This window comes from Gemmatimonadota bacterium, from assembly GCA_016720805.1.
In the GTDB taxonomy this organism is placed as follows: Bacteria; Gemmatimonadota; Gemmatimonadetes; order Gemmatimonadales; family GWC2-71-9; genus Palsa-1233.
This window is the reverse complement of record JADKJZ010000014.1, coordinates 138,484-152,233: the sequence shown is the minus strand read 5'-3', so window position 1 is coordinate 152,233 and position 13,750 is coordinate 138,484. Positions and strand designations below refer to the sequence as shown.

The window sequence follows — 13,750 nt, the reverse complement described above, 5'->3', positions numbered from 1 at the left end:
CAAGGGAGGCGAGGCGCCGACGGATGCTGCAGCGTCATGGTCAACCGACGGTTGGAGGAGTCCCTCTCAAGCTACTACGAGGGTGCCAAGCCGGGGCGCCACCGCGGCGTGGCAGCGGTGATGACCGCCCCCTCACCCTCACCCCTCACCCCTCACCCCTCACCTCCTACCCCTTCTTCAGATACGGCACCGCAAAGAGGTAGAGTCCGGTGAACGCCAGCACCGCCAGCGGCAGCAGCGGCGCGTAGGTGATCCACGCCGCCGGCGTCCCCCGGGACATGGCGACGAAGTTGGCCACCACCGTGAGGGTGAACAGCATCGACACCCAGCGGTGCAGCTGCCGCGGCCACGCGGGGCGGCTCACTGGCCACCTCGCGCCTGGATCATCTTCCAGCCGTTGCCCGAGGGGTCGCGGAAGCCGGCGTCGACCGTGCCGTAGCGGTCGATCGGCTCCTGGGTGAACTCAACCCCACCGGCGCGCATCCGATCGTAGGCGGTGCGGCAGTTGGCCACCGTCAGTACCAGCGGCGGCATGGCGCCCTTGGCGATGAGCTCGCGCAGCGCCTTGGCCGTGGCCGCGTCGAGCACCGGCGGCCCCGGGGCGAAGAGGCCGAGCTGGAACGACGGCTGGTCGGGGTGCTGGACGGTGAGCCAGCGGTAGTCGCCGTTCCGGACGTCGGTATGGACGCGGAAGCCGAGCTGATCGACGTAGAAGGCGAGCGCCTCGTCCTGGTCGCGGACGTAGAGTCCGACGACTTGAATCCCTTCACTCATGAACTCTCCCGGTAGGTGGTGCGGAGAGGATATCGCCCGCGGCCTGGCGCCGCTTCTCCGAAACTGCGGAGTTGAGGTCGGGACGGTGCGCCGCCTTGAGGACACAGGCCGGCACCCGGCCCAGCTCGGCCGGAATCTCCCGGAGCCGCTTCCGGGTCACACTCGGCGACTCGCCGGTGATGTCGCGATATGTGCGGCCGAAGGTCCCCAGGCTCTCCCAACCGGTGCGGAAGGCGATCTCGGTGATGGAAAGTTCGGTGTCGCGCAGCTGGGCCATCGCCCGTTCAATCCTGCGCGTCAGGAGATAGCGATGCGGCGGCAGGCCGAACGCCTGTTTGAACGACCGCGCGAAGTGTGCCTCGGAGACACCACTCACGCGCGCGAGCCGCTCAACGGGCCACTGCTCGTGCGAGGCGGCGTCCATCCGATCCTTGGCACGCAACAGGCGGCGCACCAGGTCAGGGTCCTGGCTCAGCGGCGAGGGGGTCACCATCTCTGATGATGCAATTCCACGCGCCCGGACGCAACCAATGCCAGGGCCGGAGTGATCGGCCACCCCAACCATTCCCGCCCCGTGCGCATCTACCCCCCTATGCCGACTCCTCTGCGCCCCGTCGCCGCCCTGTGCCTCTTCGCTGCCGCCTGTGGCACCTCGACCCGGGACGCCGGGCAGGCCGGTGCCACCATCGATACTCTCGCCGGCGGAATCGTCCGGGTCACCAACCACTCCCCCGCCGACAGCGGGAAGTGGTCGCTGGTACTCGAACGAACCATCCAGCCCGCCGACGACAGCGCCGGCGCCCTCCGCGACCCCGCCGACCTGATCCTGCTCGAGGATGGCACCCTCTTCGTCGCCGACGAGAAGCCGACGGAAGTGATGCGGTTCGACCCGACCGGCCGCTATCTCGGCACCGTCGGCCGCGAAGGTGCGGGGCCGGGAGAGTATCGCTCCGCCTGGCTCGCCTACCGCGGTGACACGCTCGTCGTGCACGACCCCTCGGCCGCGCGCGCCGGCACCTTCCTGATCTCCACCGGCGCACCACTCCTCCAGCGCCCCACGACGCCGCGCTACTTCTCGCGGATCGGGTTGGACGGCGACGGCCGTGCGATAGTCCCAGTGATGCTGCCACCCGACTCCACCAAGCCACCGCGGCGCGGCTTCATTCGTTTCTCGCTCGACGGCAGCACGCTCGACACCGCCTTCCTCCCCGAACACCCCAAGAGCGACAAGCGCTGGCTGGTGCGCGAGGGAAGCGTGGTGCGGATGGAGATGCAGGTTCCCCTGCAGCCGCAGGACATGAGCGTCGCCGATCCGGTCGGCGGCTTCGTGGTCGGATGGAGTGGCGAGTACCAGCTGCGGGCCACACGGAACGGCCAGGACACCACCCTGCTCTTCTCGCGCCCGAGACCCAGCGGCGCCATCTCGGCCGCCGAGAAGCAGGCGATCGTCGACGACCGGATCAATAGCAACAAGCAGTACACTCCCGAACCGGTCCTGCGCGCCTCGCTGCTCACCTCGGCGATTCCCGATGAACGACCGGCATTCGAACAGATTTCGGTTGACCGCGACGGGCGCCGCTGGGTACGGCTCTCGAGCAGCGACACCACCACCGTGCGTTTGGACCTCTTCGACCGGAACGGCCGTTGGCTCGACATCGTCAGCGTGCCGCAATCGGGGTGGAACCGGCAGTGGTGGCACCCGGTCTTCTGGGCCAAGGAGCGCGTGGCGGTGCTGATCACCGATCCCGATGGTCGGAGGTTGGTGTCGCACGATTGGGCATGGCGCTAGCCATGCTGCTACCGTCTGCTGTGATGTCCCTTGCTGTAGCGCCTGCGGGGCGCAGGCGACCCCCGGCGACCGCCGACGGCTGGCGGCATCGCGCGTGACCCCGGCGCGAGTGCGAGCGGGCTGTGCCCCCGGGCGCATTCTTTGGTCTGATGGCGCCTATCTCCGCACCATCGGGCGTCAGGGCGACGGGCCGGGTGACGTCCGCCTGGGCTACTTCGCCATCTCCGGCGACACCGTGGCCATCCAGCAGACGTCGAATTCGCGGCTGTCGCTTTTCGGCGGGCGGTATCTCGCCTCGGCGCGGGTGTACTCCGTTCCGCAATCACCCCGTTGGTGGCCGCTACTGGGCGGCCGGGGTCGTGTGGTTGACGGCTTCCCGGTGGGTGCGACTCGAGCCACGCTAAGCGAATCGATGTATCGGCTGGTGCGCGACCGCACCGCAGGCCCCGATCTGGCCTCCGACCTAATGGCCGGAACGGGGCCGCGAATATCCAGGTGCCGCTCCTGCCACGGGTCCTGCAGGTGCCGACGCGGGCCGGCGTGATTGCGTGGGGCCGAACCGATCGCCCGACGCTGCTGCTGAGTCGGGACAGTCGCGATACTCGCGGTTGCCTCCCGCCGCGTCCATGGGCAGCGTGATTCGGTGGTGCATGCCGCGGTGACGCGCGCCAATTCCTCCGGACGATTCGTGGCCGATTGGTCGAAGGTCGCCGTCGCCACCGAGCTGCCGGCCAACTGGCCGCTCTGGCTCTTCCTCGCGAGCGACCAGCAAGGGCGTGGTGGCGTGGCGCGTCTGGGCCGCGTTGGTCACAGCCCAGACGGGGCCCGGGCCAACCGGGCGCATCCACGGCTCTTCGATGGCTATTTCGGGAAGGATCGCGTGGTGGTCCCCGATGAAGACGCGGAAGGGCGACCGATCATTCGCGTCTACCGGATCATCACGCAGTAGTCACCGTTCCGACGGGCAACGTTCCTCCAGCTTCGGGCATCTACCCCCTTATGACCACACGCGCCCCTACCCTCGCCCTCGCCGCCTTCCTCGCCGGCTGCTCCCTGTCGGCCAAGGACGCCGCCCTCGCCACCGCGAAGATCGACACGCTGCCGGGTGGCATCATCCAGGTGACCAACAGCGGCCCGACCAAGTGGGCCGACACCTCAGGATGGCGGCTGGTGCTCGAGCGCGAGATCGTCCCCGAGGAAGGATCGCCGGGCGAGATCGGCAATCCGCGCACTGTCGTGGCCGGTGAGGATGGCACCATCTATCTGCTCCAGAAGGCGCCCACGATGATCAAGGTCTACGGTGCCGACGGGCAGTGGCTGCGCAACATCGGCCGCGAGGGGGACGGCCCCGGCGAGTTCCGCGACGGGATGTTCGGCATCTCGCGCGATACGCTCTTCCTCCAGGATCCGAACAACTCGCGCTCCACGACCTTCACCACGGCGGGCGCCTTCATCACCTCGAAGCCCTCGCAGTGCTGCTGGTGGACGTCACGCTTCCCGGTCTTCGGCGATGGCACCGTCGGCATCATTGGTCAACTCAACGACACCAGCAAGGCGGGCAATGGCGGCGGCGGAGCGTATTACGTCACGCGCATGGACGGCAGCGTCGTCGACACGATCAAGTTCAGCAATACGCCGCCCGACCCGAACGACAACTGGGTGATCACCCGGAAGCAGGGCACCAGCACCTCGATGATGAGCATGGGGATTCCGCTCCGCCCCTCGGGCGAGAGCGCCTGGCTCCCCGACCGCCACAAGGTCTCGGGGAACACCGGGGACTACACGCTCGCCGTCACCACGACCAAGGACGACACCGTCCGCCGCTTCTCCGCGCCGGCGCCGGTGATCACCATCACGGAAGCCCAGCGTGATTCGATCTTCGAGGCTGAGGTGGCAGGGGTGGGCAAGGATTGGGAGAAGTCGGTGCGCGAGATCGCGAAGCCGAGCCAGTTGCCGACCACCTGGCCCAAGTGGAGCGGCGTCGCCGTCGATCGTGCGTCGCGGATCTGGGTCGCCCGGCCGGGCGCCAAGGGCGCCGCGTCGGTGCTCGACGTCTTCACCCCCGACGGCATCCTCCTCGGCAGTGTGCCCGCGCCGGACCCGAAGATCCTCGAGGGATTCTGGACGTCGAGCCATGTCTACCTGAAGGATGAGAACGCCGAGGGGCTGCCGAGGATTCGCGTCTTTCGGATTGACACGACTGGCCGGCCGCTGATCCCTCGCCCCCCGCGGCCCGATCGATGATCGATGATCGATGATCGATCATCGTATATCCACCACCCACCGAATCTTCCCCTCCATCGTTAGCGTTAGGACTGCGTCCCTTCCGTTCCCTCATGCATCATCCCAGCGCCGGCACCTTCACGCCACCGAACCAGCACCCTGAGGCTCGTCATGCGCCATGCCCGTCCCGCCCGCTTCCTCCTCGCCGCCCTCGTCCTCGGTGCGTGCGGGAAGAAAGACGGTGACGTGAAGTCGACCGATTCGATTCCACAGGATTCGTCGCAGTCGTCCTCGAATCTGACGCTGCCAGTGGTGGGCGAAGAGGTGCGCGTCGGCGACCTGATCCTCACGGTGAGTGCCACCGGCCTGGTGCGCACCGATGCCTCGGCGACGATCAAGGCGGAGACGGGTGGCACCGTCGAGGCGGTGACGGTGCGCGCCGGTGATCGGGTGAAGAAGGGGCAGGTGCTGGCGCGCCTCGATCCGAAGCCACTCGACCTTGCGGTGCAGGAGGCCGAGGCACGGTTGCGGCAGGCGGAGATCACCTACAACTCCGAAGTGGTGGCCGACTCGACCGTCGAGGGGAGTGTGCGCCCCGAGCGTCGCGCCTACATGCGCTCCAAGGCCGGGATCGACGGCGCGCTGGTCGGCCTCGAGAAGGCGAAGCTCGAGCGTGAGCGCGCGGTGGTCCTCGCACCGTTCGACGGCATGGTCGAGCGGGTCTCGATCTCGCTCGGTGAGCGGATCGGTGCCGGCGCCGAAGTCGCCGTCGTGGTCGACCTGATGAACCTCCGCGTGGAGGCGCAGGTGCAGGAACAGGACCTCGCCAAGCTTCGCGTCGGTGGCGATGCCTTCATCACCGTGGCCGCCACGAGCGACAAGCCGATCCGCGGCACGATCGCCGCCATTCTCCCGATGGTCGACAGCGTGACCCGCGCCGGCAAGGCGGTGGTGCGCGTGCGTGGCGACGGGATGCTGCGCCCGGGGATGTACGCCTCGCTGCGGCTCGAAGCCAATCGCCTCACCAACCGCACCATCGTGCCGCAGCGCGCGGTGATCGAGCGCGATGGCCGCCCGCTGGTCTTCGTGGTGCGCGACGGCGTGGCGATGTGGGAATACATCCAGCGGGGCGAGAGCAACGGCCGCGAGATGGAAGTGCTGCCCGATACCACCAGCGGACTCATTCCGGTCAAGAAGGGGGACATCGTCCTCGTCGACGGCCACCTCACGCTGACCCACCAGGCGCGCGTGCGCCTCGTGGCAAAGCGTGAGGGCGACCAGAACTGATCGGGCGGCCATCGTGTCGTTGAGCGCTGCGGCCCTGCGCCGCCCAGTCTCCACCTTCTCGGCGATCCTCGCGCTGGTGCTCCTCGGCGCCGTGTCGCTGAAGCAGATGCCGGTCTCGCTGCTGCCCGACGTGACGCTGCCGGTGCTCACGGTGCGCACCGCCTTCCCGGGCGCCGCCGCCGAAGAAGTGTCCCGGTTTGTCGCCGAAGAGATCGAGCAAGGCGTCGGCAACACGCCGGGCCTCGTCGACATGCGATCGGTCAGCCGCAACGGGGAAGGAAGCACCACGCTGAGCTTCGCGTGGGGCACCGACATGCAGAAGACGGTGCTGACCGTTCGCGAAAAGCTCGACAACCTGCGTGGCCGGCTGCCGAGCACCGCGTCGCGGCCGACGCTGCTCACCTCGGATCCGGGTGAGCGGCCGATCGCCATTCTCGGCCTGACTGGCCCAGGCGACCTTCGTGCGATTGCCCGCACCGCCAACGATGTGCATGCACGGCAACTGGAACAGATCGCCGGCGTCGCGTCGGTCGCCGTCGTCGGCGACCCGGACGACGAGATCCGCGTCGATATCGACCCCGAGCGCGTCCGCGCGCTCGGCATCACGCCGGATGATGTTGCCTCCGCCATCAAGACGGCGAATCCGGCCGCCACCGGCGGCACCATCAAGCGCGGTCAGTTCCGCTTCTCGGTGCGCACGCTGACGGAACTGAAAGACCCCGACCAGATTCGCTCGATCCCGGTCGGCCCGGCCGGCGCCGGCATCACGCTCGGTCAGATCGCCACCGTCACTCCCGCGTCGGCCGACCCGCGCACGCTGGTGCGGCTCGACGGCGGGGCGGCGGTCGGGCTCGTGGTCTACAAGGACGGCGGATCGAACACCGTCTCGGTGACCCGCGAACTCATGAAGACGCTCGACCGGCTGCGTGCCGACTTCCCGACGGTGCGCATTCAGCTGGTGGCGGCGCAGGCGCAGTTCGTCGAGGACGCGCTCTCGAACCTCACGCAGGAGATCATCGCCGGCGGCCTGCTCTCGATCCTGCTGATCCTGGTCTTCCTCCGCGACTGGCGGATGTCGGTGGCAATCGGCGTGATGGTGCCGCTTTCGGTGCTGGTCTCGCTGACGTTGCTGCAGCTGCTCGACGTCACCATCAACATCCTCTCGCTCGGCGGCCTGGCGCTGGCGGTCGGCCTCCTCGTCGACAACGCGATCGTCGTCGCCGAGGCAACGGGACGGCTGCGCGAGGAAGGACTCGACGGCTGGGAATCGGCGAAGCAGGCCGCCGAGGAAGTCTCGGCGCCGCTGGTGGCCGGGACGCTCACGACGGTGCTGGTCTTCGGGCCGATCGTCTTCGTGCAGGGCCTCTCGGCGGCCCTCTTCCGTGACCTCTCCCTCTCGGTCGTGACCTCGCTGCTCGCCTCGCTGGTGATGGCGCTGACGCTGATGCCGGTGATGCTCACCTGGGGGAAGAAGAAGGGCGTGGTCGCCGTGGTCCCGCGCGCGGCACATGACCGACTGGCCCAGTGGGGCGAGAAGTTCACCGCGTGGTACGAGCACGGGATGCTCTGGTCGCTCAAGAATCCGGGGCCGGTCATCGGGATTTCGGTCGTGGTCACCGTCTTCACGATCTGGCTGGCGACGACGCTTCCGCGCGAGGTGCTGCCGCAGGTCGACGAAGGCACCGCCGTTGCCGAACTTCGTCTCGCCCCGGGGACCGCGATCGAGGAGACGGTTCGCCAGGCGGCCCGCATCGAGGCCGCCGCCAAGCGCCTCGGCAGCGTCGGCGTCTATGAGCGCATCGGCGTGGCGACCGACGAGGAAATTCTTTCGGGCTCGGAGCCGGGCACCCCCGGCACGGCGGTGTTCGTGATTCCGGTGCCGCCAAAGATGGCCGCTGCCGTCTTTGCCGACTCGCTGCGCAAGGCGGTGCCGGACCTCGCCGCCGGGAGCCTGGCGATCGATCTCGCCGGACAATCGGAATTCGGCTCGCTGATCGGCCGCGAGGGCCGCACCGTGCGTGTCGAGGTCTCGGCACCACGTCCGAGCGATGCGGCCCGTTCGGCAGAACAGGTGCGCGCGGCACTCACCGGCCTCAGCACACTTGCCGACGTGCGTGACGGCTTCTCCGGGACGCAGCCGGTGGTCGAGATCACGCTGCAGCGTGAACAGATCGCCCAGCGGGGCCTGCAGATCCAGCCGGTCATCAATGCCCTTCGTGGCGCGCTCGGTGGCGTCGAGGCCAGTGAACTGCGGGAGACCGACCGCCGCACGCCGATCCAGGTCCGTTATGCCGGCATCGCCAACGAGAACCTCGAGACGGCCCTCGCCTCGACGGTTGGTGGCTATCCGGTGTCGCAGTTCGTCACGGTGAACGAGGTGCGCGCGCCGGTCGAAGTGGTGCGCGCCAACCAGCGCCCGGTCTCGGTGGTCGAGGCGGTGGTCGAGAAGGGCGGCACCGCACGGGCGACCGACGATGTCCGCAAGGCGGTCTCGGCGCTGACGCTCACGCCGGGTGCCAGCTGGCAGATCACCGGTGCCGACGAGGAGCAGCAGCGGACCTCGCGGGAACTCGGGCTGGTCGCGGTCCTCGCGGTGGCGCTGATGTTCCTGGTGCTGGCCGGCGAGTTCGCCTCGTTCACCACGCCGTTGCTGGTGCTCACCACCGTGCCGCTCGCGGGTGCGGGTGGCATCATCGCCCTCTGGATCATGGGGCAGTCGATCAACGCGGTGTCGCTGATCGGCATCGTGGTGATGATCGGCATGGCCGACAACGAAGCGGTGGTCAAGCTCGACGCCATCCGGCGCTTCCGCGAGCAGGGATACTCGATCAACGATGCGGTGATCAAGGGCGGCTTGCAGCGGCTCCGGGCCATCGCGATGACGCTGCTCACCACGATCACTGGCGTGCTGCCACTGGTCTTCAACTGGGGCAGCGGCGGCGCGCTCTATCAGCCGCTCGCCTCGGGCATCATCGGCGGCTCCGTGTCGGCGCTGCTGGTGACCTTCTTCCTGCTCCCCTCCTGCTATGCGGCCGTGGAACGGCGCGCCGAGCGGAAGGCGGCGGCGCGGGCCGCGCGCGAGGCGATCGCATGATTCGCTGGGCAGCCACCCGCCCCTCGGTGATGTGGGCCATCGCCGCCGGATTGCTGATTTCCGGCGGTGTGGCGTTCACCAAGCTGCCGCTCGCCACCAAGACCACGGTGGAGCTGCCGCGGCTCTCGGTCGGTGCGACTTGGGGCGGCGCCTCGCCAGAGTTGGTCGAGATGTACCTGACCTCGCCGATCGAGGCGGCGATCCAGGGCGTCCGCGGCGTGCGGCGCACCGAGTCATCGTCGCGGGAGGGCAGCGCCAGCATCACCGTCGAGCTGGACCCGGACGCCGACGTCGCGATCGCTCGCCTCGGCATCCTGGAACGGATGGAAACGTTGCGCGACGACTTGCCGTCGAACGCCCGCAATTCGGTCCGCGTCGGCAACTGGGTCCCCGAGGACCTGAGCGAGCAGCCACTGATCCTCCTCAATGTGGTCGGCAACTACACGCCGGGCGCGCTGCAGAAGATCGCGGAGGATCGGGTGGTGCCGTATCTCGGTTCGCTCGCCGGCATCTCCTCGGTCTCGATCAACGGCGGCGCGCGCAACGGCGTCGTCATCGCGTACGATGCCGACCGGCTTCAGCAGCTCGGCATCGACCCCGCGCTGCTCACCGCGGCGGTGGGCAACGCCCGCATCTCGCAACCGGTGGGCGAGATCACCAGCGGGCCATCGGTGCTGAGCGTCTCGGTGCGCGACCAGCCGAAGGCGATCGAGGATCTCGGCCGGCTGCCGATTCGCGGCCGCGGCGGCATCGTCTATCCGCTCGGCCAGCTGGCGTTCATCACGCCGGAAGAGGACAACCAGGGGCGCGCCTTCCGGTTGAATGGCAAGACGGCCGTCGGCATCTCGCTGCAACGCGAAGCCGGCGCCGATGCCATCAAGACCGCGGCTGCGGCCCGTGCCGTCATCTCCTCGCTGGCGCCGACGCTGCCCCCGGGTGTGCGCCTCACGATTGCACGTGACGAAAGCGAGGATCTCGCCAAGCAGCTCAATGACCTGTTGTTGCGCGGCGCGATCGCCTTCGGGGCGGTCTTCCTCGTGCTGATCGTGACGATGCGCTCGATGCCGGGGGCAACGCTTGTCATCGGCAGCGCCGCGGTGGCAATCGCCGGCACGGCGCTGGGGCTCTATCTCTTCAAGATCCCGGCGAACATGCTCACCCTCGCCGGGCTGGCGATGGGGATCGGCATTCTGGTGCAGAACGGCCTCGTCGTGGTGGAGCGACTGCGCCACGTGCCGAACACGGCCGATGCGCGCGCCGAGGCGGGGAAGGCAATCGCGCCGGCGGTGCTTGGGTCGACGCTCACCACGGCGGTGGTGCTCTTCCCTTTCCTCTACCTCCAGGGGAACACGCGGGCGGCGTTCGTGCCGTTTGCGGCGGCCTTCCTGCTGGCGCTCTTCTGGTCGGTGGGCACGGCGCTGGTGCTGATCCCGGCCGTCGGGCAGGGTGGCGACCGGCGGGCGCACGGTTGGCCCCGCGTGATGCGCATCTACGAGCGCGTGGTGAACCGGTTCCTGCGCTGGCGCTGGGCGACGATCGGCGTCACCGTGGCGATGGTCGGCGTGTTGACCTGGGGCTTCATCACCAAGGTGCCGCGCAACAACTGGGGCGGCTGGGGCGGCAGCGAGCGCACCTCGATTCAGGCGGGCGTCTCCTTTCCGGGCGGCTCCGACCCGGCGGAAGTGGCGCGGCTCGTCAGGTGAACTGGAGCGGGTGGCGCTGGGCCATGAGGGTGTCGCACTGGTGACGGCGATGGTGAATCCGAGCGGCGGGCAGGTGGTGGTCGAGTTCTCGCCGAAGGGGTCGCTCACCGACGCGCCGTACGTCGTCTACGAGGAGCTCACACAGCGGGCGGTGATGATCGGTGGAACAAAGTCCGTCAACGTGCAGGCCCCGAAGGGGATGCAGGGGTACTACAACTCCTCGGGGAGTATGAGCCCGTCACGTCGTGTGCGCATCCTGGGGTATTCGTTCGACGGCGTGCTGCAACTGGCGCTCAACCTGAAGCGCAACCTGATGAACTTCCCCCGCGTGCGAAAGGACGAGATCAACGTCAACGCGGCCCTCGGTTGGGGCGGCGACAAGTCGATCGCAATCGCGATGGCGCCGGATCGTGGCGCGCTTGACCGGATCGGCGCGACAGCGCAGGACTACGCCGGCTCGGTGGCGCGGCAGGTGCGAAATGCCAGCGGCGATACGCCGCTCGAGATCGGCGGCGAGAAGGTGGACGTGGCGGTGCGCTCGGTCGGGACGCAGGACCGGACCATGACACAGCTCGGCGAGGGGCTCGTCTCCAACAAGAACGGCTCCCCTGTTCGCATCAACGACGTCAGCACGGTGTCTGAGATGGAGGGACTGGCCGAAATCCGCCGCGAGGACCAGCAGTACATCCGGATTCTGTCCTACGACTTCCGCGGCCCGCAGAAGCTCGCCGACCGTACCCACAAGACCTTCATGAGCACCATCTCGGTCCCGCCGGGCTATGTGGTCGAGGACGAGACCGGCAACTGGGGCGAGGATGAGAGCGCCAAGGGCCTCTGGTACGTCTTCGGCATCGGCGTGGTGCTGGTGCTGCTCTCGGTGGCGCTGGTCTTCGACTCGGTCTGGGCGGCGTGGATGGTCTTCCTGTCGTTGCCGATCGCGCTGGGTGGCGTGGTGGCCGCGTTCTGGGCCACCAACTCGGCCTTCACCCGCGAGGCGGCGGTCGGCGTCATCCTGGTGGTTGGGCTGGCCGTGAACCAGTCGATCCTGCTGATTGACGCGGTGCTCGCCGCCAAGCGTCGCCACGGCGAGACGCCCGCGACCGGCGCTGACGTGATGCGCGCTGCGCTCGACCGCGCCGGGATGATCGTGCTGGTGACGCTGACGACCCTCGCCTCGCTGATCCCGATGGCGTGGGGCGCGGCGGCCACGACCCTCTTCGGCGCGATCGCCCTCGCCACCGCCGGTGGCACCGTGGCCGGCACCATCGGCGCGATGTTCCTGATGCCGGCGTTCCTGGTGGGATGGAAGGCGCGGAAGCGGAAGCGGAAGCCGAAGACCGTCGATGTCGCGGAGGTCGTGGCGGGGTGAACGGTGAACGGGGCCAAGGGTGAAAGGTCAAACGTGAAACGGCAGCCGCCCGGCTGGCCACGTTTCACGTCTCACGTGTCACCAAGCCCCGTTCACCGTTCACCGTTCACCGTTCACCCCTCACCCCTCACCCCTCACCCTCACCCCTCACCCTCCCCGCCGTTAGCTTCCCCGCATCCCCACCATCCAGGACCGCCGCATGCCCTGCCGTCTCCACGGTCTGGCGCTCACCTTGGCCGGCCTCGTCGCGCTCCCCATGGCACTTTCCGCCCAGGACGACGCGCGTGAAGTCGCCGAGCTGCGGCGGCGCATTGGTGTCATCCGCGCCCAGTTGCCGGCGATCACCGAGGCCGCGGAATACGCGGCCGGCCACTTCAAGGGCGACTCGACCAAGCGGATTCTCGTCTCCAGGAAGCTCGACCCCGGCCTCGGGCTCGAGTTCTTCTTCCGTGCCGGGGGGCCACCGGAGAGCGGCAACGCCGATGATCCCGCGCTTCGGGGGGTCGTGCTCCTCCCGATCCGGCACTGGGAAGGGACGGGGTTGGGCATCGCGATGCTGGCGCAGCAGTATCAGGAGCAGGGGCGCCCGGCGATCGCCATTGGCTCCGTCATGGACCGTCCCTCACTCCCGGTGGGCCGCCGCCTGCTCGACAACGGCGCACCAAGCGGCGATCGCGCGCTCGAGGGGATCAACGGGATCGCCAACATGATCGTCGCGTGGACCTGGTACGCGGAGATGGTGTCGGCGGCGACGCGCGACGGCTGGTGGACCGGGACGTATCTCACGGTGCTGCAGCCGGGGGCGACCCAACACAACGCCATGGTGAAGTTCCGGATGCCCACGCCGCCACCGACCGTGGTGGCGGCCGGCACCCTCGGGGCGGCCTACCTCGACGCGGTCGACGCGCTGCTGGCCAGGGCCGGCGCGGCGGCCCACCAGAAGCAGGTGGCGCAGGCGGCCGACTCGTTGCGCGCCCGCCGCCGCGAGGGCGGCACCCTCTTCGTGGCGAGTTGCGGGCATTACCTCCAGGAGGCCGTGCAGGGGGACACGCTCGGGTCGCCCTTCCGGCCCCTCGACTGGCGCTGGGATGTGGCGGGAAAGCTCCGCGCTCGCGGCGGCGGCGCAGGCGACGCGATGCTCTGGTTCGGCTACGGGGGGTACGACTGCCCCAACATCGATGTGGCCGGCACCTTCACCGCCGCCGGCCTTCGGGTCGTCGTGGTCACCGATCGGCCCGCGGCGGAAACGGTGCCCGGCGTGGCGTTCCAGTTGCCGCTGAGCTGGCGGATGCCCGATGCCGGCGCGCCGCTCCCCTTCCCGCCTGGGGCGGTGGCGCCGACGGCGTCGGTGGACATGGCGGTGCACTATCTCTGGTTGAAGCGGCTGGTGGGAGTGAACGGTGAACGGTGAACGGTGAATGGTGAACGGGAGGTCGCTGCAAGGTGAAACGTAAAAGGTGAAACGGGGCCATCCGTCGGGCCACGTCTCACGTTTCACCTCTCACGTCGCC

The 13,750-nt window shown here is 68.8% G+C and carries 11 protein-coding genes; 8 read left to right on the top strand and 3 right to left on the bottom strand.

Going from position 1 to position 13,750, the window contains the following annotated elements:
* Positions 1-166 precede the first annotated feature (166 nt).
* The 3 genes from IPP98_10900 to IPP98_10890 are packed head-to-tail and all read right to left on the bottom strand — an operon-like array spanning position 167 to position 1,267.
* Entirely contained in the window at positions 167-364 is a 198-nt protein-coding gene (locus IPP98_10900) for a hypothetical protein (protein ID MBL0179617.1), read from the bottom strand.
* Positions 361-774 (bottom strand): VOC family protein, encoded by a 414-nt coding sequence (locus IPP98_10895; protein ID MBL0179616.1) that lies wholly within the window; start codon positions 772-774, stop codon positions 361-363. Before IPP98_10895 ends, IPP98_10900 begins: the two co-directional genes overlap by 4 nt.
* Complete coding sequence (locus IPP98_10890) at positions 767-1,267, bottom strand: helix-turn-helix transcriptional regulator (protein MBL0179615.1); 501 nt, start codon at positions 1,265-1,267, stop codon at positions 767-769. Before IPP98_10890 ends, IPP98_10895 begins: the two co-directional genes overlap by 8 nt.
* Positions 1,268-1,366: 99 nt before the next feature.
* Between IPP98_10890 and IPP98_10885 the strand changes: the two genes are divergently transcribed.
* From IPP98_10885 to IPP98_10850, 8 genes are all read left to right on the top strand, one after another.
* On the top strand, positions 1,367-2,563 hold the full coding sequence (locus IPP98_10885; GenBank protein MBL0179614.1) for a hypothetical protein: 1,197 nt from the start codon (positions 1,367-1,369) through the stop codon (positions 2,561-2,563).
* Positions 2,564-3,206: 643 nt separating this feature from the next.
* Positions 3,207-3,512 carry a hypothetical protein gene (locus IPP98_10880; GenBank protein MBL0179613.1) on the top strand — a complete coding sequence of 102 codons (306 nt, stop codon included), beginning with the start codon at positions 3,207-3,209 and terminating at the stop codon, positions 3,510-3,512.
* 50 nt (positions 3,513-3,562) lie between these two features.
* Positions 3,563-4,807 (top strand): hypothetical protein, encoded by a 1,245-nt coding sequence (locus IPP98_10875; GenBank protein ID MBL0179612.1) that lies wholly within the window; start codon positions 3,563-3,565, stop codon positions 4,805-4,807.
* 150 nt (positions 4,808-4,957) lie between these two features.
* Complete coding sequence (locus IPP98_10870) at positions 4,958-6,073, top strand: efflux RND transporter periplasmic adaptor subunit (GenBank protein ID MBL0179611.1); 1,116 nt, start codon at positions 4,958-4,960, stop codon at positions 6,071-6,073.
* 19 nt (positions 6,074-6,092) lie between these two features.
* Complete coding sequence (locus tag IPP98_10865) at positions 6,093-9,167, top strand: efflux RND transporter permease subunit (GenBank protein MBL0179610.1); 3,075 nt, start codon at positions 6,093-6,095, stop codon at positions 9,165-9,167.
* The gene (locus IPP98_10860; protein ID MBL0179609.1) at positions 9,164-10,870 is read left to right on the top strand and encodes an efflux RND transporter permease subunit; all 1,707 of its coding nucleotides are present in this window, start codon (positions 9,164-9,166) and stop codon (positions 10,868-10,870) included. The genes IPP98_10865 and IPP98_10860 overlap by 4 nt, the downstream gene beginning before the upstream one ends.
* 10 nt (positions 10,871-10,880) lie before the next feature.
* The gene (locus IPP98_10855; GenBank protein ID MBL0179608.1) at positions 10,881-12,239 is read left to right on the top strand and encodes an efflux RND transporter permease subunit; all 1,359 of its coding nucleotides are present in this window, start codon (positions 10,881-10,883) and stop codon (positions 12,237-12,239) included.
* Between the two features lie 199 nt (positions 12,240-12,438).
* Positions 12,439-13,650 carry a hypothetical protein gene (locus IPP98_10850; protein MBL0179607.1) on the top strand — a complete coding sequence of 404 codons (1,212 nt, stop codon included), beginning with the start codon at positions 12,439-12,441 and terminating at the stop codon, positions 13,648-13,650.
* The last annotated feature ends 100 nt before the right edge of the window (positions 13,651-13,750 follow it).